Annotated in this window: 32 protein-coding genes; all 32 read right to left on the bottom strand. The window is 46.2% G+C overall.

Features of this window, described 5'->3' with window-relative positions; all coding sequences use genetic code 11:
• Positions 1-191: 191 nt before the first annotated feature.
• The 32 genes from MPET_RS07410 to MPET_RS07255 all read right to left on the bottom strand — a co-directional run bounded on the left by MPET_RS07410 (position 192) and on the right by MPET_RS07255 (position 22,754).
• Positions 192-392 carry a hypothetical protein gene (locus MPET_RS07410; RefSeq protein WP_013329397.1) on the bottom strand — a complete coding sequence of 67 codons (201 nt, stop codon included), beginning with the start codon at positions 390-392 and terminating at the stop codon, positions 192-194.
• Positions 393-400: 8 nt separating this feature from the next.
• A complete protein-coding gene (locus tag MPET_RS07405) occupies positions 401-715 on the bottom strand; it encodes a hypothetical protein (protein WP_013329396.1) in 315 nt (104 codons plus the stop codon).
• A gap of 342 nt (positions 716-1,057) precedes the next feature.
• On the bottom strand, positions 1,058-1,384 hold the full coding sequence (locus MPET_RS07400) for a hypothetical protein (protein ID WP_013329395.1): 327 nt from the start codon (positions 1,382-1,384) through the stop codon (positions 1,058-1,060).
• 48 nt (positions 1,385-1,432) lie between these two features.
• A complete protein-coding gene (locus MPET_RS07395) occupies positions 1,433-2,362 on the bottom strand; it encodes a hypothetical protein (RefSeq protein WP_013329394.1) in 930 nt (309 codons plus the stop codon).
• A gap of 1 nt (position 2,363) precedes the next feature.
• A complete protein-coding gene (locus MPET_RS07390; protein ID WP_187287542.1) occupies positions 2,364-2,663 on the bottom strand; it encodes a hypothetical protein in 300 nt (99 codons plus the stop codon).
• A 460-nt stretch (positions 2,664-3,123) separates the two neighbouring features.
• Positions 3,124-3,510 carry a tail fiber assembly protein gene (locus MPET_RS14490; RefSeq protein WP_013329392.1) on the bottom strand — a complete coding sequence of 129 codons (387 nt, stop codon included), beginning with the start codon at positions 3,508-3,510 and terminating at the stop codon, positions 3,124-3,126.
• A gap of 1 nt (position 3,511) precedes the next feature.
• Positions 3,512-4,672, bottom strand: coding sequence for a hypothetical protein (locus tag MPET_RS07380; RefSeq protein ID WP_013329391.1), 1,161 nt, complete (start codon positions 4,670-4,672; stop codon positions 3,512-3,514).
• Between the two features lie 14 nt (positions 4,673-4,686).
• Positions 4,687-5,391 (bottom strand): DUF2612 domain-containing protein, encoded by a 705-nt coding sequence (locus MPET_RS07375; protein WP_013329390.1) that lies wholly within the window; start codon positions 5,389-5,391, stop codon positions 4,687-4,689.
• A complete protein-coding gene (locus MPET_RS07370) occupies positions 5,388-6,485 on the bottom strand; it encodes a baseplate J/gp47 family protein (RefSeq protein ID WP_013329389.1) in 1,098 nt (365 codons plus the stop codon). The genes MPET_RS07375 and MPET_RS07370 overlap by 4 nt, the downstream gene beginning before the upstream one ends.
• Entirely contained in the window at positions 6,482-6,832 is a 351-nt protein-coding gene (locus tag MPET_RS07365; protein ID WP_013329388.1) for a hypothetical protein, read from the bottom strand. Before MPET_RS07365 ends, MPET_RS07370 begins: the two co-directional genes overlap by 4 nt.
• Before the next feature lie 136 nt (positions 6,833-6,968).
• Positions 6,969-7,313 carry a hypothetical protein gene (locus MPET_RS07360; RefSeq protein WP_013329387.1) on the bottom strand — a complete coding sequence of 115 codons (345 nt, stop codon included), beginning with the start codon at positions 7,311-7,313 and terminating at the stop codon, positions 6,969-6,971.
• Positions 7,310-7,813, bottom strand: a complete 504-nt coding sequence (locus MPET_RS07355; protein ID WP_013329386.1) for a Gp138 family membrane-puncturing spike protein — start codon at positions 7,811-7,813, stop codon at positions 7,310-7,312. The genes MPET_RS07360 and MPET_RS07355 overlap by 4 nt, the downstream gene beginning before the upstream one ends.
• Positions 7,810-8,625, bottom strand: coding sequence for an XkdQ/YqbQ family protein (locus MPET_RS07350; RefSeq protein ID WP_013329385.1), 816 nt, complete (start codon positions 8,623-8,625; stop codon positions 7,810-7,812). Before MPET_RS07350 ends, MPET_RS07355 begins: the two co-directional genes overlap by 4 nt.
• The gene (locus MPET_RS07345; protein ID WP_013329384.1) at positions 8,622-8,894 is read right to left on the bottom strand and encodes a hypothetical protein; all 273 of its coding nucleotides are present in this window, start codon (positions 8,892-8,894) and stop codon (positions 8,622-8,624) included. Before MPET_RS07345 ends, MPET_RS07350 begins: the two co-directional genes overlap by 4 nt.
• On the bottom strand, positions 8,891-9,406 hold the full coding sequence (locus tag MPET_RS07340; protein ID WP_013329383.1) for a phage baseplate protein: 516 nt from the start codon (positions 9,404-9,406) through the stop codon (positions 8,891-8,893). Before MPET_RS07340 ends, MPET_RS07345 begins: the two co-directional genes overlap by 4 nt.
• A 5-nt stretch (positions 9,407-9,411) precedes the next feature.
• Entirely contained in the window at positions 9,412-10,848 is a 1,437-nt protein-coding gene (locus MPET_RS07335) for a hypothetical protein (protein ID WP_013329382.1), read from the bottom strand.
• A gap of 1,176 nt (positions 10,849-12,024) precedes the next feature.
• Entirely contained in the window at positions 12,025-12,192 is a 168-nt protein-coding gene (locus MPET_RS15335) for a hypothetical protein (RefSeq protein ID WP_013329381.1), read from the bottom strand.
• A 68-nt stretch (positions 12,193-12,260) separates the two neighbouring features.
• On the bottom strand, positions 12,261-12,560 hold the full coding sequence (locus tag MPET_RS07325; RefSeq protein ID WP_013329380.1) for a hypothetical protein: 300 nt from the start codon (positions 12,558-12,560) through the stop codon (positions 12,261-12,263).
• Complete coding sequence (locus tag MPET_RS07320) at positions 12,560-12,943, bottom strand: hypothetical protein (protein ID WP_148222199.1); 384 nt, start codon at positions 12,941-12,943, stop codon at positions 12,560-12,562. The genes MPET_RS07325 and MPET_RS07320 overlap by 1 nt, the downstream gene beginning before the upstream one ends.
• A gap of 5 nt (positions 12,944-12,948) precedes the next feature.
• Positions 12,949-13,980 (bottom strand): hypothetical protein, encoded by a 1,032-nt coding sequence (locus tag MPET_RS07315; RefSeq protein WP_013329378.1) that lies wholly within the window; start codon positions 13,978-13,980, stop codon positions 12,949-12,951.
• 24 nt (positions 13,981-14,004) lie between these two features.
• Complete coding sequence (locus MPET_RS07310) at positions 14,005-14,517, bottom strand: hypothetical protein (RefSeq protein ID WP_013329377.1); 513 nt, start codon at positions 14,515-14,517, stop codon at positions 14,005-14,007.
• Complete coding sequence (locus MPET_RS07305) at positions 14,517-14,795, bottom strand: hypothetical protein (RefSeq protein WP_013329376.1); 279 nt, start codon at positions 14,793-14,795, stop codon at positions 14,517-14,519. The genes MPET_RS07310 and MPET_RS07305 overlap by 1 nt, the downstream gene beginning before the upstream one ends.
• A gap of 139 nt (positions 14,796-14,934) precedes the next feature.
• On the bottom strand, positions 14,935-15,312 hold the full coding sequence (locus tag MPET_RS07300; protein WP_013329375.1) for a hypothetical protein: 378 nt from the start codon (positions 15,310-15,312) through the stop codon (positions 14,935-14,937).
• A 1-nt stretch (position 15,313) separates the two neighbouring features.
• Positions 15,314-15,805: a hypothetical protein gene (locus tag MPET_RS07295; protein ID WP_013329374.1), complete on the bottom strand. Its 492-nt coding sequence runs from the start codon at positions 15,803-15,805 to the stop codon at positions 15,314-15,316.
• Complete coding sequence (locus MPET_RS07290; protein ID WP_013329373.1) at positions 15,802-16,431, bottom strand: YIP1 family protein; 630 nt, start codon at positions 16,429-16,431, stop codon at positions 15,802-15,804. The genes MPET_RS07295 and MPET_RS07290 overlap by 4 nt, the downstream gene beginning before the upstream one ends.
• 456 nt (positions 16,432-16,887) lie before the next feature.
• Complete coding sequence (locus MPET_RS07285; protein ID WP_013329372.1) at positions 16,888-17,877, bottom strand: hypothetical protein; 990 nt, start codon at positions 17,875-17,877, stop codon at positions 16,888-16,890.
• A gap of 14 nt (positions 17,878-17,891) precedes the next feature.
• Positions 17,892-18,350, bottom strand: a complete 459-nt coding sequence (locus MPET_RS07280; protein WP_013329371.1) for a hypothetical protein — start codon at positions 18,348-18,350, stop codon at positions 17,892-17,894.
• A 6-nt stretch (positions 18,351-18,356) separates the two neighbouring features.
• Entirely contained in the window at positions 18,357-18,773 is a 417-nt protein-coding gene (locus MPET_RS07275; RefSeq protein ID WP_013329370.1) for a hypothetical protein, read from the bottom strand.
• Positions 18,774-18,846: 73 nt separating this feature from the next.
• Positions 18,847-19,248: a hypothetical protein gene (locus tag MPET_RS07270; protein ID WP_013329369.1), complete on the bottom strand. Its 402-nt coding sequence runs from the start codon at positions 19,246-19,248 to the stop codon at positions 18,847-18,849.
• Between the two features lie 112 nt (positions 19,249-19,360).
• Positions 19,361-20,206 carry a hypothetical protein gene (locus MPET_RS07265; RefSeq protein ID WP_013329368.1) on the bottom strand — a complete coding sequence of 282 codons (846 nt, stop codon included), beginning with the start codon at positions 20,204-20,206 and terminating at the stop codon, positions 19,361-19,363.
• 52 nt (positions 20,207-20,258) lie between these two features.
• Complete coding sequence (locus tag MPET_RS07260; protein ID WP_048130762.1) at positions 20,259-21,479, bottom strand: hypothetical protein; 1,221 nt, start codon at positions 21,477-21,479, stop codon at positions 20,259-20,261.
• Positions 21,480-21,950: 471 nt separating this feature from the next.
• On the bottom strand, positions 21,951-22,754 hold the full coding sequence (locus MPET_RS07255) for a PKD domain-containing protein (protein WP_013329366.1): 804 nt from the start codon (positions 22,752-22,754) through the stop codon (positions 21,951-21,953).
• Positions 22,755-22,756 lie beyond the last annotated feature (2 nt).

Here is a 22,756-nt window from a genome sequence, read left to right as displayed (position 1 = left end):
TAATCCAGTGGATGTATAATTTGCTGAAAATGGCGTCGGCGGGGATGCTTGTCCATCCCCGTAAGCCTATCACAAAACGATCTAAATTTAATTTTAAGTTGTAATAGATGAGTGTAAGAGGAATTTAAACTCAGTTTTCTCACGTTTTAAAAAAAATTATCCCTGGTGGAATAATATGCAGAAAAAAGGGTTTAGTTTGCAGGCTGAAGTTTTTGGGCTTCTTCATTCCAGGATGAAGATTCTCTCCCGGCTATGATGTCCTTTGTCGTGTCAGCCTGGCGTGCGAGGTCGCAGTCCGATTTTCCTATTCTCTGTGCACGCTCAATGTATCGTGTGAATGCACGGTCATCTTCTGTAATTCTTTTCTGTTCGTTTCCGAAAAATCCAAACATTTTTTCTTTCACTCCTTGTTGTTATCGATCCAGGCATTTTTGACGGATTCGAAATCCGTCTTTGCCTGCCGGATCTCTTCGAGCACTTTGGCGAGGCCGGGTTCTGAAGATTCAGGTACGATGCCGTACTGGCGATTCAGATCGTTGTCGCTTTTTGCAATCTTCTGGCTCCTTTCAAGGTATCTTGTAAAGGCACGGTCGTTTTCTGTAATTCTTTTCTGCTCGGCTCTCGCCGGTGCTCCGTTGATCCATGCTATGATCGCCATTCCTGCAACTGTTACAAGAGCGGTGCCTATACTTGCAGCTACGATTTCATATGTCATGGTCGTTTAGGGATTGAAAAAAAGAGGTATTAAAGGGAAGTCGGGTGAATTCTTAGAACTTCTGAATATTCTATGATAAATATACTAGACATTACGTTCTTGACTTCAATTACATGCAGTTGACGAAGAGAGATCTGTTCATCATCTCCATTGTAATTTCTGATGACTGCTTTGCCGGAATGTTCCCTGTCAATGAGGAGTTCTCGCCCTATACTCATATGATCTAACAGCTGTCAGGATCGCCGTGGTTTTCTTACTGACGATGTTGTTTAAGGCAATCCTATTCTGGATTTTGCCACAGAAGATCTCGTAATTAATACCCTTCTCAGGGATTCCGAGAACTTAGCTGTCGCCGGGTATGCCATCGTTTTCGTTGTCATAGATGATCTGAAGAATCTCATCCTTCCGACTTTCGGCGAGCCTGTCTGTTATCTGCTTCTTCAATGCACCAGTCATCAGGATGGCGTCTGCATTTGCAGCAACGACGTTCTGGGCCTCCTTCGGGAGATCTTCAGTCTTCGTGACTTCTTTGTTGTTCGAGTTCCAGAGCTTGCCGAGAGCTTTTATTGCTCCGCTGAGATTACGGGCCTTTATTGACTGCCATAGAGCAAAGATCATGGCTATCGCAGTAGCGATTATGCCGCCGTCTCCAAAAAGTTCTATTGCCATATTCTTAAATTTACCGAAAAAAGGTTATAAAAAAATGTCAGATTTCCTTTACCACGTGTCGATAGATATTGGGTATGCAAAGCCATATACCCTGAGATTCCCGAAATACACCGGGACGCCATGGCAATAAACTTGGATTATGTCTCCCGGGGATACTGGGATTTCCTCTCTCACTGTCTCACTATAGTACGCTATGTTGATATGATGTTCCGATCCTACCGCCACGCCGTTAATGTATATCCTAGCGTATGCCGACGGACTTCCTCCGGTTCCGAAATCATACGCCACCTTGACCACGGATGCTCCACCCGCATCTAGGACGTATGAAGGAACTGCAACGGACAGAGCTAACACGAGGGTGTAAGATTCAGCGGAGGTGTAACCCCCGCTCGGATCTTGTGCCAGTAAGTAGGTTGGAATCGTATCCGTTGGAGTGAGGATCATTTTGTCTGTGGTGATCTGCCCGAGATTGGTAATATTATGGCCGCCCCAGTCTTTATCGCTGATAGTCATCTGTGAAAGCAGCAATAGGGCTGTGATATTCCCTGAGATAGTGCCGGCAACCGAAAGGTCTCCCGGCAGGGTGAGAGTTCCGGAACTGTTGATTGCCACACCATTCGGGAGAGAGACCGTGCCATTTGCCCCAAACGTAGCCTCACTGGCGAGAGTTACTGCACCGGCACTTGTCACTGTCATTACAGCCGTCCATGATGTGATGGTTGGGCTTCCGGCGGGACATGTCTGAAGTGTGAACGAACCGTCATTTCCCAATGCAATTACAGACGACTGAAGATTTGTATCCGGTTGCGTCCATACGCCGTTGTTGCAGATGGCGTTTTTGCATATAAACATCCATCCGTCTGTATGATAGTAATGCAGAACCCCAAGTTTTTCAAAATTCTCGTTGACGGCCTCGGCCCAGTTCTTTCTTGTACATGGTTTGGTCAGGCCGAGATTCGGTGTGTATGTATCGGGCATTTCACGCCTCCGAGTTCGAGTACCCGCTCACAGAGTAAGGGAATCTGAAGGTCATTCCCGTGCTCGGGTTCAGGGTTACAGGATTTATCAGGTTGCAGGCAAGGAAAACGTCGTTATTTCCTGCATCCTTTCCGACCATCCAAAGAGCATTTACTACTGTATCCTCTGTACATACTCCGTAGTTTACCGTCGCTGACCATTCAATGTCCTGTCCGTTTCTCACCGCAGACACTACGACCCGGAACACTTCGTTTGCCGGTGCTGCATCTTTTTCTGCGACATTTCCAGTATCAAAAACCATGTGTGTATAAAAGTTCTTGATCATCTCGGCGTTATTCTCTAATCCCGCTGTTGTATTCCATTCTGCTGTCATTATTTGTTCACTCAGTTAACTTGTTTTTGCATACATGAAAAAGGAAAGTCGGGTGTGTTGGTTTTCGTCTCACTCCCCGATGTTCACCTGTTTCCGAGTATTAACAGGATAGTGCGATATGCTCTGGATCAATGTTTCATCATCAGTAGCGGTACAAATTTATTCCCTGATGTTTTTTTGACGTGTTGTCTGCAATAACTCTATTAAAAAAAGGAGAATGATTGATGTCTGTTTTTAGGGAATCTATACCTTATGTGAATGCCCTATGAACGGATTAAACGATGAGTCAATCTTGTTAAGGTTATTTTTCATATCATTGGCCTAATCGAAATCACCCTGAGGCATCCTTTACAAATTCAAATTTTTAGTTGATGTTGTTGTTATTTAGTTACTCTCCTTGTGTTGCCTCGTTCGGTTTCATAGGCCATTCGAAAATGTCGATGTTCTCTTCGGTCAGTGTCGATGGCAGATCTCTAAGCAACTGCCGGTATGCAAGCCATTCTTCTCTCTCTGTATCGTCTATCGGGAAATCTGGCATTGTATATTTGTCCGATTCTTCGAGTTTCCGGTTGCGTTTGGCCCTTACGACTTCAAGCCTGCCTTCGAAAGTGTATTCATAGGCTGTCTCGTATGATTTTGCGGACTCTTCCGCCTCCAGAAATTTCTGGTAATGGCAGTTACCGGGATCGGAAGGTATGTATTCGCCACGGGACGAAAAAATCGATATGACGTCTCCGTAACCGTTAGTTTTGATATTATAGGTCTTTTCAGTCATTTTAATACAGCTCCGCATTGAATGAAATATATGATTCTCCAAATCCTCCACGTAGCACTGCACCCTGACCGCCGCTTAGGTTAGAAGCTGTTATTGCCAATCCACAGCTCCATTCGTTTATATGTTCGACGAGTATTGACGATACACCTTTGACTACCGTGCCGGCAACGAGCGCAAAAGGTCCGTTACATATTACGGTTGGGGCCGCACGCATTGGTATACTATATACTATAGGAAATACACACAAAGTGGATGAATAGGATACGCCGCTGCTAAAATAAGTGTCCAATTCATTGGACAATATCTTTTGATAATACCTCTGACAAAGTTGCTCCTCAAGTGCAATCTGGCGTGGTTTAAACGGATACGATGTCGAGCCGGGATTGATGTTTACCTGAGAAATACCCCAATTCCCTGTATATGTTTCTGCAACGTCTGCTCTGAATAACAAGTATGAATTTGTTCCTATTGTTTTTCCCGCAATGGACGGAACCGAACAATATCCAGTGATATTATTCCATCCTGCTTTGAGGTTAGGTTCGTCAAGTATGGCCTGAGTATATACTGGTTCCGATCCCCCTGTGCCGAAATTCTGTCCGATAGTGATCTTTTCGATTGATGTTGGAGAATCAACATATGTCCAGAAGTCAAAAGATAGTACCTGGTTAGCATATGTTCGAACGTCTTCGATGAGTTGTGCACACAAGATGTCCCCGGCCACTGTGATATTATGATTTAGATATGCCTCCGGTTCCCCCGGGACATTAGTCTGACCTGGTGTGAATGCGACTCTTTCAGCCGTCATACTGCCGGAATTTGCAAGACTTAACCATCTGTCGGCATTATATTCGCTTCCGAATCCGGATGTCCCACGCTTCCAAATCCTAAAATCACCATTGATTATAGGGTTTGACGAATAGGATTGCCAATTAAACCCGGTATCAATATTTGTGAGGTAATTATTGATATCATCAAATTGAGCATCAAAGTTTGCGAGGTTACTATTGATATCATCAAATTGAGCATCAATGCTTGCGAGGTTACTATTGACATTATCAAATCGTGAATCAATCTCGTCAAGGTTATTGTTCATATCATCCGCCCATCCTTCGTCACCGGCGGCATGCTTTACAAGTTTTAAATAATCTGTTTCCATAGACATTTTTCAGATCACTCCTAAATTCCCGGATCTCCGTAATTCGAACCGTATTCCGTCAAACCATAACCATAGACTTTATTGATCATTGTCACACTCCCAGGAGAGACGAGATGGCTCTCGCACGGATCGCCATAGGGAGCCTCTCCAAAGGTCGAGAGCCCGTACTGGAACGAAGAAGTGCGGATATAGATCAGCCCGCCTTCCCTGGTCCTGTGAACTTCCCAAAGGGAGTTTAAGATCATCACAAGATCTTCAGCGAGATACTTCACTCCCGCAGCCCTGGTTTTGTCGACATTTTCATTAAAGATCGTCAGGCTGAAGGCATTCAGGTTAATACTCTTCAGCTCAATCGAAAATGAGTTGCCTCCGTCCTCGTGCACGACGATGTCATCTGTCGAAACACCCGTTATCAGGGAGACTACGTTTTTGATATCGGCTATTGTCCCGTTGGATTTCCTGAAAACCGCCGTTGCTGCGATCAATGACCTGAAATCGTCATCCGATCGTTCGTTACGTTCAAGTTCGAGCAGTTCAGCCAGAAAATCAAGGCTCTGCCCGGACGAGTGCTCCAGGTTGTGGGCCCGGATAATCTCATCGATAACCGCATCGATCTCGTCCAGCTCGTCTGCGTTGATCTTTATGAGTTTGTAGTTGTTGCTTTCGGTATCCTGCCGAAAAGCCGAGGACAATCTCCGTAAAATTGAAACCGCCCTGCCGGTCATACGACATTCACCGTAATTGCACCTTCACCGACTCTCTTGTCCTCTTCGACAGGGAGGACCTCTCCGACCGTATCGGCGATATTTGTACCGTCTGTGATCGACAATGAGGATATATTCGATACATAGCTGCACCCTGAAATTGCCAGGAGGAGTTTGTAGTACGAAAGATCCTCTCCGATCTCTTTTTCATAGAGCCAGTTCGAGACTGCATTCGTTACCTGTGCCTGGACGGCAGCCTCAGTCGCACTACTTATTTTGACTACCGTCACCGTCACATCGATAGAGACCCCGGTCGCGTAATCCCATGTCACCGGGATCCCGCATGGCCGTGTCTCTTCGATAACAGACGAGATCTCATCCGAATCTCCCCCGGCAATGGCGATATCGACCGAATGTGAGTCCGTATCTTCGACGACATTTACGTCCATAACACCGTCGAGAGCGAGAAGGGCCGATTCCAGTGCCGCAACAGTTCCCTTTGCAGCCGGTTTCATCGTCATCGCCCTGATCCTCAGCTTCGCGTCCGTCTCCGCATCTCCGCCGCCGGTAATTGCGGATGAGTTCGTAATCGAGTCGATCTCCGACATCGAAGTAACAAGCTTCGTTATGGTTCCGCCCGATACATTCCCGTCAGATCCAGCCTCCTGTGCAACGACCGGAACATCAACCGACATCTCGCCTGCATAAAGGATTACATCCTCCGGGGTTTCGAAAAGGATCGATTCGTCCGCCGTTCCGACAATCGTGCCTGACGGAATTTTTATATCCGTTTCTATAGCTTCATTGACCGAGAAAGTTACAACACCTGATGCTTTTAGTGCCGTGTTCCTCTTGATCCCCACGAGGGCGACGATGCGATCGAGGCTCTGGCCCTCCGCCTGGGATATGAAAGCGGAATAATATGCTCCTTCCATCTCCTGCCAGAGGGTCGCGATCTCGACGGCTATTGAACGCAGTTTCTGGCCGAGAATCGTATTATTGGACAGGTCCATGTCATAGCCGAAGATCTGTCCGGCATTTTCAATCATCGTTTCAAGGACTTCATCATATGTTTTCGTCCTGAATCCCGTGGAAATTACACCATAATCAGTCATACTAACATCTCCATATCTACATCCGCTCCGTCATTCAGGAGAACGGTAAGCGAAACATACATCATTCTTCCTTCTTTCGATACCTGAAGATCCCGGATATCACTGACATCGGGATGCTGGAGAATAGCCGCATAGACTGCATTTCCCATAATTTTGGAGCTGGGATTATTCATCTCCGGGAAATCCTCTGTCCCGAATGTGGTATCGAAAGGAAGCGAACCCTTCACAGATCGGAGCAGGACAGTCAGATCCTGGATGATTTTTTCATGCCCGGATACCGACCTGATCCTCCCTGCCGTATCGATCAGGGTGTCGCCGTTTTCATCAATTTTAACTGCTTTGCTCATCTGGATGAATTCTCGTGCAGAGAAGGATATAAAGAAAAGTCGGAGCAGGGAAATCACGGGACCGGACCCGGCAGCATTGTGTAATAAATTTTTTTCAGCCTGGGGAATAATTCAGTGTTAAAAAAAATTACAGGAATTAATTAGTATTTACAAAATTCTGGTGCGATGCAATAATTCCTGAAAAAACATGCTCACCGTCAAGTGAGATGTCTCCGTTCCTGCATACGGGAATTCCGTTGATCGTCCAGAACGACGAACAGTCTGAGAGCTGGCCGGCATAACATGCGGCACTGCACGATGCACAATTTGCCAGTATGAAGTCTTCTCCTTTTGTAACAATCAGTCTCCCGTTAATACCGGCAAATGTCTGCTGGTCGACAGGAGAAATCGTCTTAGGCCCGCCGCCGTGCGGAGGAACATCCTCTGAAGCATGAGCGTCGGCGGCAGTATCCACATCCCCTTCGACCGCGACGAGATTCATAATTCGTATCCCTCGCTCATATCGCAGATATCCAGTTTTTTCGCTACGATCTTAATCTCGCCGTCGCCGCTTAGTTTAATCCCCGCACCGGAGGAATGCCGCAGGACGATATCTTTCTCCTGAAGAATATAGGGGACGCCTTCGGACTGTGAAAATATTCCCGGGATTACGATCCCGTTGTTGATCGAAAAAATCGTCTCTTCGTTCACCGTGTCGATACCGTCACCTGCGATCTGCTCCCTGATGTTCCACTTCCCGAAGATTACCAGGACGAGATCGCCCTCCGAGATCGCGAGCATGAGAGTCCCCGCCGATGTCGAAGGATACATTACCGGAAGATCCCTCAGCGTGACCTCATTTCCGCCGACAGTATTTTTGATCGTAACGCTGCACAGGTTCTTTTCATAATCCACCGATACGACCTTTGCCACAGTAGCCGTCCAGAGCCTGCCGACCTCCTTTTCGATCAGGTTCTTCGCGAGCATGCCGATACCCGTCATGCTTCGGCCACCTCTATTTCTGTCTCGTAGGTGTCGCCCCTGAGGGTATGCGTATACCCGGACGCCTTGAACAGTCCGTTGATATTCGGGCTTTCGATCCTGAGCCATGTGTCGATTCCGATCCTCCAGTTCAGAAGTGTCGTCAAAGTGGCGACCGTATCCGAGTTCGAATCTTCGGTAACCTCAATTGTCAGGAGCCCCGTCGAGCTGTTGATCTCGAAAACCCCGGCCGTCCTGTTGTCCGACCTGACGAAGTATCCCATGCCTCCCTCGGTGTACGAGACATATTTTGTATCCTTCGAAGTGCCGTTAATAGTTTTGAGCATCTCTTCGAGGATCGCCTGGCCTGTTCCGGTAAACGTTCTTGCATGGGGGAAGGTATAATCGATGTCGCTGATCTTTCCGGCCGGAACGTTACAGGTATTGTATACCTGTCTGACCGCCCCCGAAAGATTTTGGCCTTCACGCACCTCGAAGACGAATTCCTTCGAATTATAAAAGAGAAATGAGGAATCGGAGCAGGTGATAATCGTGGAGAGATCCACACCGTCCGCCTGCGGCTCTTTCTTTGTTACATAGCCCTCGAATATCGTGCCGTAATCTCCTTTGAAACCCGCCTTCACCCTCACCCGTGCGTCTTTATTTATCGCACTGAGGGTTTTGTTATCAAGGTTCCAGAGTGTAATCTCTCCCTGGTTCTGGCCGGAGTCACTTGATTTTTTGATTTTGAATTCGATATCACAGCTCTCGTAATCGAATACGAGATCGTCGACTTGGACCGATGCAATACGATACCAGGATGTGGAGCTCATATGATCCAGACCTCCATGTTTTCCAGGTTTCTGACGTACAGGGTGAAGAGAACCTCATTTGTAACATCGTCTTTGATATTGTTGTAGAATCCTTCGACCAGTTTCCCGGAATAGAGCTGAACATCGTCCGAAACCCTCCTGACAGAGATTGTGTAGAGATCCGCCGTCGGGTTGTACTGGTAAAATGCCGAGTAGGTAATATTGTTCAGTTTGAAGAGCTGCTTCTGCGGGCATCCGACAGAGGTTTCGAAAGGCATTATCGAAGTCATCCGAGCATCCCCTCCACTGTCCCGCCGTTTTCGATAATTTCCGTAATCCCGTCCGTAGTTGTCGTTTTCTCCTCCGGCGAAGACGAGGAGCCGGACGCGGTGACCGACTCCTCCGGCTTTGCAGTAAGTATCTCAAGGGATTCCGAAGCGGATTCGACTTTCGCGGTGATTACCTCCTGCAGTTTCAGTGTCGCACTGCACGTGTTTATCGAAGTTCCCTCGCTGTAATTCAGGGCCGATATCACGACGGTATCGACCACCCGGGTTTCGGATATGAATTTCAGGCGCTTTTTCTGGTTTTTAAGCGAGACCAGGGTGTCGATGTCGTCCTTTAAGACCGTCATCTTCAGCGTGACAGACACCGGATTCCGGATGATGTGATCGCTTATCGAATATTGTGCGGCAGTCTTGTGCTGCGGCACTTCGAGGCTGTCCGAGTATGAGACTTCGGATACGGTCTCCAGGACTGTTCTTACGTTGTCGTAGATTAGCACGATATCTTCGGTTGCCATTATAATCACGCTCCTACCGAGACCAGTTCTCCGGTTATCATACGCTGCATCCCGGACTGGAGGTTCCGGTCGCGTTTGTTCATTATCGTGTTCAGGTCGTCAGTCGTCACGCCTTCGGTTTTAAGATCTCCGGTGTTCATGGATGCATCGACGCTTCCGATATTTACAGTGACTCCGCCTCCTGCCGATGAGCCGTAGGCCTTGTCTGTGATCTCCTGCGTCTGGTAGGCATTTTGTATGTACTCCCCACCGGCAAGTTCTCCGAAGTCGGACTGTAGTTTTGTCGGCTGTCCTGTTGTGATTGCATAGACGTTCTCTGCCATTCCCATCGGGGTGACGCTCCACAAGGCATCAAGGACTGTCTTTACCACGGGGTTTTCAAGCGTACTTGTGATGGTGTCCACGATCGGTTTTATGTACTCCCAGACAGAGACCATGACCTCCTGCAGGTATGTGAAGGCGGTGACGATCCCTTCGACCAAAGGCGTCAGCCAGGGGAAGGTCTCGAATATCCAGTCTACTGCTCCCTTCAGCATTGAGTTCTCCCAGCCCTTGTCGAAGACATCCCACAGGAGCCAGGCCGCGGCTACGATTGCAAGAATCGCGTAGGTTACCGGGTTTGTCGCGATTGCCCATAGTGATGTTCCAAGCGTCGTCATCGCCCCGGACAGCCCCCCAGTAGTGATCGTTGCAAAGGTCGAAGTGGGAATGTAATTTGTCAGGATACCATACACCTGACCCCATTGATCGGCAACGGAGAATGCCGAATCGGCGAGGGGCAGCACGCTCTCCGTAATATCCATAAGTGCCGATCCCGCCTCGCCGCCGGTGGAGATTATTCCCTGTAGCGATTCAGGCATCTGTTCAAAAGCGCCTGTCAGCATGTCGTTCAAAGCGGGATTTTCAGACAATACCGATGCCGTCGTATCTGAAAATTCCCTGTACAGGCCGATCGAGTCCGTTATCGCGTTGTTGATTGTCCCCAGCTTTTCCAGGTTTGTCATATCCGTTCCGGCCATCAGCATCATGCCGGAACCGCCTGCTATCCCGGTATTGAAGGATACGGGATTGAGTGGTGTTTTTTCTTCAGATCCCGTTGCCCACTGCCGTGAGAGATCTGAAACATCGGATAGTGCATTTCTGTTGAATACGAATTCAGGAGGATTCTGCATATATTCAAGGACTTCCTCACTGACGCCCGTATACTTCGAGCAGGATTTCAGGTCTTTCGTATATGAATCGAGTACCTCCTGTGCATACAGGTAGGCCCGGGCTATTTCATAGATCGAATTTGTAACCGTCTCTTCATATTTTCCAATGATCTCCCGGCTCTTCCCGATCATTTTATTTATATTTTCGTTGATCTTTTCAACCGGAGAGGTTATGTCGTCCACCAGCTCCCAGATGATCTCTATCGAACGAATTGTTCCTTCCTCGGACATGTGTAATTCATCATTGATGTGATTTATAAAGCGAAGTCGGGTGAAAACTTCCGGAGAACACGGCACTAATATAATACTGTCATCGAAGGATTGTAGTGCAGAGGATAGCTAATATCTGAAACCTTTATGGCGGGGTAGGGTATTCCCGGACAAATTGGGTGGGCTGTCCGGCATTGAATTACCCTGACCCCTGTAAATAACATGCTCCCCAAAGCCCACCCAGAAAGATAGAGTTGGTACCTTAAATGTCTTGTTGAACGATCGTCTACACGTTTGAGGAAAATCTCTTTAATCGATATGAAAAAGACCTGGTTTTAATTCATCACAGTCCCCTTCACGATCTGTGACAGGAATCCCCGAAAGAGACTCTTCGACAGCCTGCCGTAAGGAAGATCAATAAATCGACTGCGTATTTCGTGAAAATTCAAAAAAAATATATGAGCTTTGTTTTGAGCGATCCTATCCTTGAATTTAGGTCTGCATTTTTTGGGCTCTGTGATTTATGAATGTAGGTGGGCATAACGGGGTATTGGAAGACACGGCGGAAGATCTCATGCCCGGATGAGATGACCCCGGGCAGAAATTTCATGCCTCTGTTGAAGGAGCGGTCGTGCTCCAATCAGCCCTTTTAACAATTATTGCTAATATATTAAATGTCTTCCTGCACGATCGTCTACACATTAAATATCAAAATACATGATTCTAATAATTGTTGCAGGTGAAACAAAAACAAGTTTCACTACTTTTGGCAACCCCTCGCCGCGAGCCGCACAGCAGGCTCACGGATCGGCCCCGACCTCGGGGCCTCTCCATTGTGAAAGGCCACTCAGGGGATAGACAAGTATCCCCTGAGCGGCGGACGCGGTAAACTCATGGCGTGTACGGGATAGAAAAACCGGGGAGGACTAAATTCAACAGCCCGGGGGACCCTCGCCGGTCCCCGGGCGTGCAATGGGAAGATTATCTTATGGCAAGGCCCCTGGGCAGGGGCCGTTCGGCGGCTCTGCCGCCGATGCCGGGGTTGCCTGAATTATATCTGAAAGTATGTGAGGATGTATGTTATCTCGAAATTATTTACTCGTATAAAACAGAGAAGATCCAAAAAAAATTTAAAATCGCGAAAAGAAATTCAAAAAAAGAATTTGTCCCCATGTACCTCGATCTCCATAAGGTGAATCAGGAATAGTGTACGATCCTGTCGTCTTCAAGGATGTAAATCTCCCCGTCGTCTTTCTTGTGCTTCGATGCATCCTGAACGGCCTTCCTCTGGTTTTCAACGATCAGTCCCAGGGCGATGAGCCATTTCATCTGTTTCTCGTAGGGCCATCGCCGGACAATCTCCACTTCGGTCCGGAGCTCCTTTGCAAGAAGATATAGTTCGAGATCCAGTCTTACTTCGGATTCCCACGAATTCAGGAAGTCTTCCCCGTATTGAGAAAATCCTCGATATCAGCTCCGTGCTCCTGGAGGATCCTGGAACCGAGGCCCATGAAGTATTTTGCAGACAGTTTTTCGATCTCTTTTGCCGAAAACGACGGCTCAACCATGCATTTGAGAATCAGGTTCCTGTACATTGTTGAAACGTCCCTTTTGTCGAGGCATTTCGTAAGCTCGAGGCCTGTAATCTTTCTGCACGTAAAGGTGTCGCCCTCGAATTCGAATTCGAAATTATCCTCGTCCTCGTTGTAAAAAAATTTGGATTTGTCGATCATTACCGGACCTTCTGGACTTCGATCTTGAGGGGGACGCAAGTAATTGTAACGTCCTGTGCCTCTTCGTTCTGCTCCCCGTCGTCGATAGAATCGATTACGCAGTCGATACAGTTGTAGACCTTAAAAGGAGTCTGGAACACGATCGAGAATGTGTCCTTCGATTCTGCAAGTTCGTCGGCCATCTCGATAATGTTCGAATCCGGTGAGACCGTAATGGTGGCTTTGGGCTCCCTGTACTTGTGCTGGTGTCCGGTCGGTCCGTGCATTCCCGAGATAAAGGTTGTCTCCTTCTGGTAGTTTTCAGGCTTGAAAGACTTCAGGCCGGTTACTTCAGTTCCGTTAAAGCTGCAGGATATATCATCCACGTCGAATTTTGTCGCCATTTTCATCACACCTTAATGTTGAGGCTTATCTCGAAAGCCTGGACGTCTCCTATTGTCTGCACCTCGATCTTTACACCCGTAATCTTACGGTTTGCCTGATCCTCGGTTGTTATGTCTTCCATTTTGGGCATTGTAACCGAATACGAGTCGATCAGGTTCCCGCGTATCAACTCTTCAAGAGGGGCCACGATCCAGCTCCTGATTACCTCGAAACCTTTCCGGGTGTATGCGACCTGGGATGCATTCAGTCTCTCTTCAGCAATTGCCTTTGCAATGAGAGTCTCGATGTAGTACTGTGTCCTTGTCGTATCGAGGAACGGAACCGTGCCGTCCAGGCTCATGCCGTTGCTCAGCCGGTTGTCGTCGCTGTACTGAATAATTGCATTTACACGGCCGTCTTCGAGGCTCGCGAGGTCTGAGGGACTGTAATAATCGTCGACATCTACATCGACTTCCAGCCACGTGAGGGTATAGAACGGTCTGCGGGCCATGATGGCTCCCATAACCGCACATGCCACGTCGTCCGATTCCACGGACTTGTACGCGACAAAGAACCCGTTCACGCTCTCTAGCGATCCCGCAGCCGAGAGTATGTTTGCAAGAGTCTCGTTCTCTGCATGTGTTGCAACGAAGATGATCCTTGAATCGTCTGCAAAGTCCCTGAGTTTTTCAAGCAGACCTGAAGCGGTAATTCCCGCCAGTACTGCGGCATCGATCTCACCTGCCGAGACATAGGTCAGTAGTGTGTTAAGAGCACTTTCGACCTCCGCTGCAGTGGGTGTTCCGGGCGTTGCAGCATTGACTGAAACGGTGTATATCGTTTTCACTCCCTGCTTATGCATCGCATACGCCCCTTTGTAGACATCCGAGTCTTCACCGTGCTCGGTCTTCACGAGTTCGAGACTGGTGAATTTTTTCGGGGTGTTTTTCTCTGTTGCTGAACTTTCACCAATTATGGCCGGCACGCCCCACTGGGTTACCGATGCGGCTGTACTGACCATAGATGTGATCTTGATTGCATCACGAATATCTGGCATACAAAAAGAGAACGAAAAAAGAGTTTATAAAGAAAAGTCGGTTTCTATCGATGCTGCGGCAGGGTCGGCCTTTTCATAGGTGAGAGCCGTTCGTATGACGACATCGAAATTTCTGGTCAGGGCATTGCCGGAATTCGAGATATCGGATATCTCGTTTATTTCGGCGATCTCTACGATGCCCGGAAGATCTTTTAACGCCCACGTCTGCAACAGCTGCATATAATCATCCAGCAGATCGCCCGCCGGGATTTCTCCGGAGTCAACGGCGTATACTGCGAGTGAAAGTGTAGCCTGCCGGAATTCTCCCATCGTGTAGGTGATCTCGCCGTTTTCCTTTTGAACGTCGAGTATATGGTTTACAGGTGTTCGGATTTTATCTGTTTTGTCCCCGGAATACCTGACGGTAACGACGACCGGATATGTTTCAAGCTCTACGGCCACGTCGCAGCGGTCGGCATATTCAATGCAGACGTTGATCGTGTCCGGCTGATCCGGGATACTCCCAAAGATTGCCTCTTTTACATTCGAAGGTATCATTATACACCCCTGAACCATGTGACGATATCGCCGCAGATCGTTACCAGGGCCAGACCTAATGCCCCGAAGGCCGCAAGGATCTTGTTATGAAAAGAGAGCTGGCCTTCGATCTCTTTTATCTTTAAAGAATGGTCAGCTTTGGAGTTGTACAGTTCTGTAAATCTGCAGTCGCAGTCTTCATCCCTTTTCTGGCAGTTGTTTTTTATCTCTTCGACTCCGTCTTTGATATGTGCAATATCGTTTTTTATGACGGCAATATCGGAATCAATGTCTCCCATGCATTTGAATTGTACTAGAATATAAAAAAGGGAAGTCAGGTTTGCGAGATCAATGCCCTGTATTGCGCAGGTGGCGGGGAAATGTTCACCGGATCTTTTAAATGGTTGTCATTAGGGATCTGCCGGCCCTGCCGTGGCATTACTGATTTTTATTATTCCGGCAGACCAGTTCGCCGCCATGAATCTCAAGCAGCCTGTCCCGGCATTCTTTGGAGCAGCAGGGGAAGACGACCATATCGTACTTTTTCTTGTAGCTTATGAAAAATTCCTCCAGCTGTTCCTTTGTCATCTTTATTTTGTTCCTGCATTCCGGGTTCATGCACGGGAACTCGACGATCTCGTCCAGGATCTGCTTCTTCCCTTCAAGGATCCGGTCTATGAGATCTTTTTCAGAGTCTTTTATCCTGTACCATGATTCTTTTCTGCCGTTTCCCTTCCCGTTGCGCACGACATAGTACAGATTGCCGTTCTTCTCGCGAAGGAAAACGTTTTCTGAGTCTGTATCCGGGGGGCACATATTATAATGCCTCCATTCTTATTCTGGGCCGCAATTTTTCCTTTAAATCGATACCCTCCGGATGGCAGACGGAATCGATCGAATTGCACCGCATTTTTATGAGTTCGTTTATGTAATCATCTCCGTAAATTCTGCCCAGCCTGTAATGTATCACGACGGAGTGTATCAGCATGGGCACTCTGGTGATGGTGCATGTCGGGCGGAACGGGCAGTCTTCCGTGCATAGATTGTAAGGATTCTGGCAAATCGGGATTCTTTTTGGCACAGGTATGATTCTGGCGTACTCATATTTCTGCTTTGCTTGACATCCGGGGTTTTTAGGCGGAAACAGTTTCGCCTTGCGGTTTGTTTTCGGGGTTACTTTCGCCCCGCACGATGGATTTTTCAGGGAATTGTTTTCTCCTTTTTGCGATGGAAAAATTATAAAAAAATGGACTTTAACCGCATCTCTCCATAATGGATCATTGGAAAGTTTGGGGAGATCAGTCTTCACAATCCTATGAATAAACAGAAGTCCCCGATCGGGGAGGAGCGGAGGTATACAATAATCTTTGCCGCTGAAATAGATATTATTGCAATTACGTATGGTTTCAACCCGGAAAGATCGTGCAATGTCTTTATTCCTTCGGCAGAAACCCGGATGAAAAGCAGCAGTGCAAGAATGAAAGCCGGATAACCGACGAAATATGTCAGGCTGCCGGCATTATAATTCATACCGGCTGTATATAATGCGTTTATCAGGTTGAATATCGCGATTATTACAACAAAATAAGTATAACTTACGACTGAAATTTTGAAGGAATCGACAAATTTTACGTCCCTGTTCTTATATCCTGAGGCAAAATGGATTACAAACAGAATTATCAGAATCGCAATGATAAAGTTTACCAGGATAATTAATCCTGAAACCGGCAGTAATAATTGGGGTCCGGTAAGACGCCCGCTTAAAAAATCATAAATATAAAATGAAAGACCTGAAAGAAGAGCGATAACCGCATCAAGAATTAAGAGTATTACTATTAACCTGAAGGTATTCGTGTTTCTGTTTTTTTCATATGTCCCGGCAGGATCGAGGATGTAACCGGGAATTGACCTAAGGATATTTTCAAAGTTACTCATTTCGGATTAATCCCCCGTATTCAAAGAAATAAATGCTACGATAAAATCCTTCGAGTCCGGCATAAATAATTCTGCCGGAAAAAAACGTACCGTCAAGTATCATTATTAAAGACAGGTTCAAAATCCTCGTACCGAATTTTGTTTTCATTTTTTATCATTATTTTTTTGTCGGCCATGCAAATTTGCGAATCTTAAGGCCCTGCAATCCGGTCCTTTGCTTAACCGTTTCTTTGATTTTTAAATAGGGATTTGGCGGAGTTAAATCCCCTCGTTCGCTCTCGTTTTAAAATATGATTTAATTATATAATAATGATTTTCACCATGCCCTTGAACAATCTGATGAGTGATTGAAAGAAATGTTTTGTTGATTGATGGTAAACTTCCTGATCAAACTGTGGTTGAACAGGAATTAATTCCATTACTTAAACTATAATATTTCACAAAATTCTGTTGGGTCTAATTTCGTCTCCGGGCTATGAGAACCAGAACCGCACCGATACCAAGGATGGTTACAGACAGGTCGAATCCGGGTGTTGCCTTCGGCTCGGTTTTCATAACAGAATATCCCTCACGAAGCTCTGCCGGGATAATTATCGTATCTTCCCCCGATCCGTTTGACACCGGGATCTCCCAGGCAAAAACATCGTCGTTGATCTTCAGGATCGTTTCCCCGGTAAGGTTCCAGCCCGGACGTTGCCCAAGAGCTTCGGCCTGTGCTTCGGATTTGTTGATAGTGAAATAATCCTCGGATATGAACGTACTATAGACGACATCGTCCGTGAACAGGCCCTTTTCGATCGTTACGATGTACTCGGTAAAAGTTCCGGTATCGTCGATGAAATAAACATCAGTCTCCGAATCGCTTCTTTCCACCTCCGCACAGCGGCCCGGGATATTTTCTTCTATGTAGTCCATAAGATCCTGGTCCCCTGATAGCGACGAGTAATTCTCAAAGATCTCCGGGAACTGGAATAAGGGATCAAGTGGAAGAATCTTGTCGCACCCGATAATCCTGACAGATACAATCGACGGTTCGTTGCGTTCGTCAACTTTTCTTTGATTTATATATACAAGCTTCTCGCGGCAATCGTTCAAAGGAGTGATATAGATATAATCATATGTTTCATTATAGACACTTTCACGCCAGCTGATATTGGGGTGTTCTGCCAAAAATGAGGTAATTTCTTCATTGTTTTTTGCATTAGGATGGATCATATATAGTATTAAGATCTGGTTTCCTTCCCCGGGAAGGGGATGGGGCACTGCATTTGCATGACCGACAAGAAGTGCAAGAATAATTGCCGTGATTATCAGGAATTTAATTTTTCTCGACATAGAATGATTATTTATATCCCGGCTCTCCTCCGGGAGGGATGAGTGTTCTGAAATCTTCATACCTGAGAATGCCGTCTCCCATCTGCATTCTTTTAGAGTCTGCTTTTCCATTTTCTCCGTTTATTTTAATCTCTTCTTTTGGAAAGAATAATTGAACCTATTCCAACACTCCAGATAGTCAAAAGCAGGTCGAATCCCGGCATTCCTTTCGGCTCGGTTTTCATGACAGGATTTCCCTCGCGAAGCTCTGCCGGGATAATTATCGTATCTTCCCCCGATCCGTTTGACACCGGGATCTCCCAGACAAAAACATCGTCGTCGATCTTCAGGATCGTTTCCCCGGTAAGGTTCCAGCCCGGACGTTGTCCGAGAGCTTCAGCCTGTGCTTCGGATTTGTTGATAGTGAAATACTCCTCTGATATGAATGTACTATAGGCGACATCGTTCGTGAACAGGCCCTTTTCGATCGTTACGATGTACTCGGTAAAAGTTCCTGCATCGTCGATGAAATAAACATCAGTCTCCGAATCGCTTTTTTCCACCTCCGCACAGCGGCCCGGGATATTTTCTTCTATGTAGTCCATAAGATCCTAGTCCCCGGATAGCGACGAGTAATTCTCAAAGACCTCCGGGAACTGGAATAAGGGATCAAGTGGAAGAATCTCGTCGCAACCGATGATCCTGACAGATACAATCGACGGTTCGCGGTTGTGTTCATCAGCCCGAATATTATTCAGGTAGACAAGTTGCTCACTGCACTCGTTGGCCGGAGTGATATAGATATACTCGAAAGTTTCGTTGTATGGGATTTCATGCCACTTGAAATCGCTGTATTTATCTATGAAAGATGAGATCGTTTCATTATTTTTTGCATTTGGATGAAATAAATTAAGAATAGCTTTCGGATCGCCTTCCCCGGGAAGGGGATTGGGCACTGCGTTTGTATGGCCTACAAGAAGTGCAAGAATTATTGCCGTGATTATCAGGAATTTAATTTTTCTCGCCATAGAATGATTAATTATATTCCGATATTCTCCTGCGCCCGTACTATGAAAGTCATCCTCCCAACCATCACACCGGTTATTCTCTCTCGATAAGAATCGAATAATAACCGCCGTTCCAGCAAAGAATTTTCCCCGGGCCGTATTTTTTATATATATCGTCAATCTCCCATCCGTTAGCGGTAGCTCTGCTGATGAACCTGATATCTCCCATGTAGTAAGGGTCTGTCTCGTCTATGTTCTCGAATAATTCTCTCAGCCCCGAATATTTCCTGAAATCATCTTCCGAAATGTTAACTACCTGTTTCAGGTCAATTTTATCTTCAGGATATTCCGAGAGCTGGAGATTTCCCCCCGACCCGTATAACCCGAGAGAATTTAAGATAAGAACAGGTATTACGAGCAGCAGGTTCGTATATATCAAAACCGCAATTATCGCGATGATAATTATTCCAATGATGATCTTCGTTTTTTTTTCCATTAATAACCCCCTCTGGTTCAATAAATACTGAAAGTCCTGATATGAGATTGTGACTGAACTCCTTTAAAAATTTCCGTCCCGCAGGAGATATCATTCATATAATTTCTCTCAATCATTCCGGCATCCCCGGTGTATCCCGGATTATATCCAGGAAGTAAAAAAGACCGAGAATCGCCAGTGAAACGGCCAGTGTCCCGAACAGACTGTAGATGCAGGTGTTCACTCCACCCATGCCGGCGTCCATTAAAACAGGCAGGACGACCAGTAATCCGAATGCCGCACAGGACAGGAAGAAGATATTGCGCCGGCCGGTTTTGATCCCTGCTTCTTTAATGAAGACGTACAGGTAAACCGACAGGAATATCGCTCCCGTGATGAGAGATGAGAAAAATGTCATAATTATGAGCAGCACTACAGACGCCGGCAGGAAAATATTCGTACCTGTTTCCTGTCCCTTGAAGGTGAAGGCCGCCAGTAAAATAAACCCGAGAATGATCCCTGAGAGGATAACGGCACCTATGTAATCGAATACAAATTCGAATTCGTACATGATATTTACAGAATTTTCCATGTCGCCCGCAAGCCCCTGGTGGTTAAAGAAATTGTAAGGAATAAAAAGGGCCGGCACCGATACCAGAAATGCCGAATATTTTTCAGGGAATTGTTTTTTTATAAACAGTCCCGGGAGAACGAATGCAATAAATATTCCCGGAAAATAAGTGACAAACCCGAGTCCTATCAACAGGGGCGATATGGACCTGAGCGAAACCATCAACTGTGTTATAACAACGAGCAAAAATCCCGTTCCGAAGATATAAAAATAATAATTTTCCAGGTTCCGCTTTTCAGTGAATTTGACATAGATATATGCAATAAAAAAGGATACCAATCCCAATAAGGCCAGGATCACGAGAAATTCACCTGTGATCTTATTGGTATATCCGACTAATTCTATCATGTCCGATCACTTCCTACGCGGGATGAACATAAACTCCACCGGCGCCTTCTCATCATAAGGCATCTATCCTTTCGGACAGTGCATATAAGGCGTATATTATCAACGCTCCTGCGGCGGCGAGAACGAATCCGTAAAACTCCGTCACGAGAAGGGACAGCCAGGGCCATGATATCATTTGTGCTCCGCTTCCGTAAAACAATATTACCAGGAGCGGGAAGGTGAAAAAGCCCGCGATAATTATGGCGGAAACAATTCTTTTCAATGGCAGTCTTTTATTTAAAATGATGAACGGTGCGACAACTCCAAGAGCGGCGAGAGATAATTCCGGGACGAATGCCATGAGTCTTAAGACCGCATCAGCCAACGGGTGGAGCCCGAAATCACTCCATCCCAGTATATAAAAAGGAAGATTCAGGTTCTTTCCGGGTGCCAGAACAGCCGGGATCATGGATAATAATATTAGTGCTCCGGCAAATATTGCGAAAATATAACCGGTGCGCTGTTTCAACAACTCCTCCCCGGCATTTATGCTTTTATAGAGAAGGGCGGCGGAACAGCCGAAGAGGACCGGCAGCAGTATGATTATCCCGGCGTACCGCAACATAAATGAGATGTAGATAAATGCTGACGGTCCTGCCATAGCCTTCGACTGACTGCCGGAGATGAAAAATCCCGGTTCAAGAAATCCCGGAATAAACCAGACAAGGAAGATGCAGGCAAAAAAGAGCCCGAAGGTGAATGCATCTCTTCGTTTGTCATTAATACCGGGTTCTTTCATTAAACTAAGGACGATAAGTGGGATGGAGATCACCGCCGCTCCTGCAAATCCGGATAAGAAAGCACCTGATGTCGAAACGAAAAGGGTAATCCAGTGCGATCCCATGTAAATGAAATTACCCGCGACTACCATCGTCACCAGGAAAGGGAACAGGACTGTCGCGATGAAAAATACAGTGACATTCGGTCTTTTAATTGTAATATTGCGGTTCAACAGGAGAAGAGGGATTATCACCGACATGGAAAACAGTGCGGCAGCCAGGAAGCACTCCGGGCCCATGTGGTAAAATGACGGCGTTATCTTTCCAGTACCTGTTAATCCGGAGAACAGCAGGAGAACCAGAAATACGGCTGCTGTAAATAATGAGGTAATTTCCCAGCTTTTATTTACGAAAATTCTGAAGAGAATTGCCGTTGACAGGCCGAAAAGAACCGCGGTCAGCAGGTATACCCCGCCGTAGTCAAAGATGACGGAGGGCCCGGGGTTCGCTCCCACTAAAAACTCCGGCGAGAGGAAAAAAGGTAAAAAACACACCAAAAAAAGAGTTAGGAGATAAAGTCCGATAGGAACTGCCGGTTTTTCGGTGTAAATTCTTTTCAGGTAATTCACCTGTTTTGAAATTCGATTTATAGTAATGCTAAACCCCCTTATTCGTCCCGGTTAAAAATATGATGTACCCCTTTAATAACAATTTTCACGATGCTCCTGAACAAACCGGGGGAAATTAAAAAAATATTGACTGGCGTTTTGTGATTTTGGAATTTACAGAATCAAAGGTTAGTGAATTTTTTCAGGAAAATTGTTGAACTCTGTCGATTATTTTTTTTCTGCGCCTGTATTGTATCAAGAATCTTCCCGATCATCGTATAGGTTATTCTCTTTCAATAAGAATTGAGCAATAACTGCCGTTCCAGAAAAGGATTTTCCTGGTTACCATTGAATGAAAATTATGAAAAAAAGGGAGATTCAGGCAGTTGCATCTACCATCAACGGGAAAGGTTCGGGATCAAACGATGTAACTGCATAGAAGATCCATACCGGCTTTAAGAATGGTTCACTATTCTGGTTCCATGCATTGTACAGCTTGTATCCCGGGGTGATTTTGGTTATTTTAGTTCCTTCCGGAATGCTGCCCTGTAATCTGTCAATGGTTTCAGAGTTCCTGAGTTTTTCGTATGCATTTTCAGCTGAAATAACGGTTACTTCTCCTGTTTGTTCATATTTCGGCCATGCTTTTATTATGTTTATAATCTCGCCGTCTTCTCCCAGGTCTAGGTTGATCGAAGCTCCAATAACCGGAAGTTCATTGAGAATCTGAATATACCTTACCTGTGTCCGCATCGGATATTGTTCTTCGACCGAATCAGTTGTAAGATTGTATTTATTCAGGTATCGTGGAACCGCATCAACAAATTTTGCATCCTCCGATAGTCCTCCATATTTTTCAAGAGCCTTTTCTGCAAGAGCTGGCGCCTCGGCTGCAGAAGGAATGGTTTTTTTGATCGAGAAGGCCTTTGTTTCATCTCCATCCTGAACCAGATCAATCGATCTGATTTTATAGACAGCCATAACTTCGGGAGATGTTGGAAGCACCGTATCAAGGACCAGTGAATCGAATTGTCCCTGCATTACGGGTAACCCGGTATTTTCATGTGAGCCTGCCTTTGTATTTACCGAAGAAGGCATAAGTCCGGTAAAGACTGCTCCGAGAAGAAGGGCAGATGCCAGCAGTAAAACCGGGATAATCCATTTGGGTTTGATTTTTATCATTT

Origin of the sequence: Methanolacinia petrolearia DSM 11571, assembly GCF_000147875.1 — an archaeon.
Classification (GTDB): domain Archaea; phylum Halobacteriota; class Methanomicrobia; order Methanomicrobiales; family Methanomicrobiaceae; genus Methanolacinia; species Methanolacinia petrolearia.
This window is presented reverse-complemented; position numbering and strand designations above follow the sequence as displayed.

Excerpts from the sequence above, each read along its gene's own strand:
- MPET_RS07410 (WP_013329397.1), bottom strand. The coding sequence starts at position 392 with ATGTTTGGATTTTTCGGAAACGAACAGAAAAGAATTACAGAAGATGAC.
- MPET_RS07405 (WP_013329396.1), bottom strand. The coding sequence starts at position 715 with ATGACATATGAAATCGTAGCTGCAAGTATAGGCACCGCTCTTGTAACA.
- MPET_RS07400 (WP_013329395.1), bottom strand. The coding sequence starts at position 1,384 with ATGGCAATAGAACTTTTTGGAGACGGCGGCATAATCGCTACTGCGATA.
- MPET_RS07395 (WP_013329394.1), bottom strand. The coding sequence starts at position 2,362 with ATGCCCGATACATACACACCGAATCTCGGCCTGACCAAACCATGTACA.
- MPET_RS07390 (WP_187287542.1), bottom strand. The coding sequence starts at position 2,663 with ATGGTTTTTGATACTGGAAATGTCGCAGAAAAAGATGCAGCACCGGCA.
- MPET_RS14490 (WP_013329392.1), bottom strand. The coding sequence starts at position 3,510 with ATGACTGAAAAGACCTATAATATCAAAACTAACGGTTACGGAGACGTC.
- MPET_RS07380 (WP_013329391.1), bottom strand. The coding sequence starts at position 4,672 with ATGTCTATGGAAACAGATTATTTAAAACTTGTAAAGCATGCCGCCGGT.
- MPET_RS07375 (WP_013329390.1), bottom strand. The coding sequence starts at position 5,391 with ATGACCGGCAGGGCGGTTTCAATTTTACGGAGATTGTCCTCGGCTTTT.
- MPET_RS07370 (WP_013329389.1), bottom strand. The coding sequence starts at position 6,485 with ATGACTGATTATGGTGTAATTTCCACGGGATTCAGGACGAAAACATAT.
- MPET_RS07365 (WP_013329388.1), bottom strand. The coding sequence starts at position 6,832 with ATGAGCAAAGCAGTTAAAATTGATGAAAACGGCGACACCCTGATCGAT.
- MPET_RS07360 (WP_013329387.1), bottom strand. The coding sequence starts at position 7,313 with ATGAATCTCGTCGCGGTCGAAGGGGATGTGGATACTGCCGCCGACGCT.
- MPET_RS07355 (WP_013329386.1), bottom strand. The coding sequence starts at position 7,813 with ATGACGGGTATCGGCATGCTCGCGAAGAACCTGATCGAAAAGGAGGTC.
- MPET_RS07350 (WP_013329385.1), bottom strand. The coding sequence starts at position 8,625 with ATGAGCTCCACATCCTGGTATCGTATTGCATCGGTCCAAGTCGACGAT.
- MPET_RS07345 (WP_013329384.1), bottom strand. The coding sequence starts at position 8,894 with ATGACTTCGATAATGCCTTTCGAAACCTCTGTCGGATGCCCGCAGAAG.
- MPET_RS07340 (WP_013329383.1), bottom strand. The coding sequence starts at position 9,406 with ATGGCAACCGAAGATATCGTGCTAATCTACGACAACGTAAGAACAGTC.
- MPET_RS07335 (WP_013329382.1), bottom strand. The coding sequence starts at position 10,848 with ATGTCCGAGGAAGGAACAATTCGTTCGATAGAGATCATCTGGGAGCTG.
- MPET_RS07325 (WP_013329380.1), bottom strand. The coding sequence starts at position 12,560 with ATGATCGACAAATCCAAATTTTTTTACAACGAGGACGAGGATAATTTC.
- MPET_RS07320 (WP_148222199.1), bottom strand. The coding sequence starts at position 12,943 with ATGGCGACAAAATTCGACGTGGATGATATATCCTGCAGCTTTAACGGA.
- MPET_RS07315 (WP_013329378.1), bottom strand. The coding sequence starts at position 13,980 with ATGCCAGATATTCGTGATGCAATCAAGATCACATCTATGGTCAGTACA.
- MPET_RS07310 (WP_013329377.1), bottom strand. The coding sequence starts at position 14,517 with ATGATACCTTCGAATGTAAAAGAGGCAATCTTTGGGAGTATCCCGGAT.
- MPET_RS07305 (WP_013329376.1), bottom strand. The coding sequence starts at position 14,795 with ATGGGAGACATTGATTCCGATATTGCCGTCATAAAAAACGATATTGCA.
- MPET_RS07300 (WP_013329375.1), bottom strand. The coding sequence starts at position 15,312 with ATGTGCCCCCCGGATACAGACTCAGAAAACGTTTTCCTTCGCGAGAAG.
- MPET_RS07290 (WP_013329373.1), bottom strand. The coding sequence starts at position 16,431 with ATGAGTAACTTTGAAAATATCCTTAGGTCAATTCCCGGTTACATCCTC.
- MPET_RS07285 (WP_013329372.1), bottom strand. The coding sequence starts at position 17,877 with ATGGAAAAGCAGACTCTAAAAGAATGCAGATGGGAGACGGCATTCTCA.
- MPET_RS07280 (WP_013329371.1), bottom strand. The coding sequence starts at position 18,350 with ATGGACTACATAGAAGAAAATATCCCGGGCCGCTGTGCGGAGGTGGAA.
- MPET_RS07275 (WP_013329370.1), bottom strand. The coding sequence starts at position 18,773 with ATGGCGAGAAAAATTAAATTCCTGATAATCACGGCAATAATTCTTGCA.
- MPET_RS07270 (WP_013329369.1), bottom strand. The coding sequence starts at position 19,248 with ATGGAAAAAAAAACGAAGATCATCATTGGAATAATTATCATCGCGATA.
- MPET_RS07265 (WP_013329368.1), bottom strand. The coding sequence starts at position 20,206 with ATGATAGAATTAGTCGGATATACCAATAAGATCACAGGTGAATTTCTC.
- MPET_RS07255 (WP_013329366.1), bottom strand. The coding sequence starts at position 22,754 with ATGATAAAAATCAAACCCAAATGGATTATCCCGGTTTTACTGCTGGCA.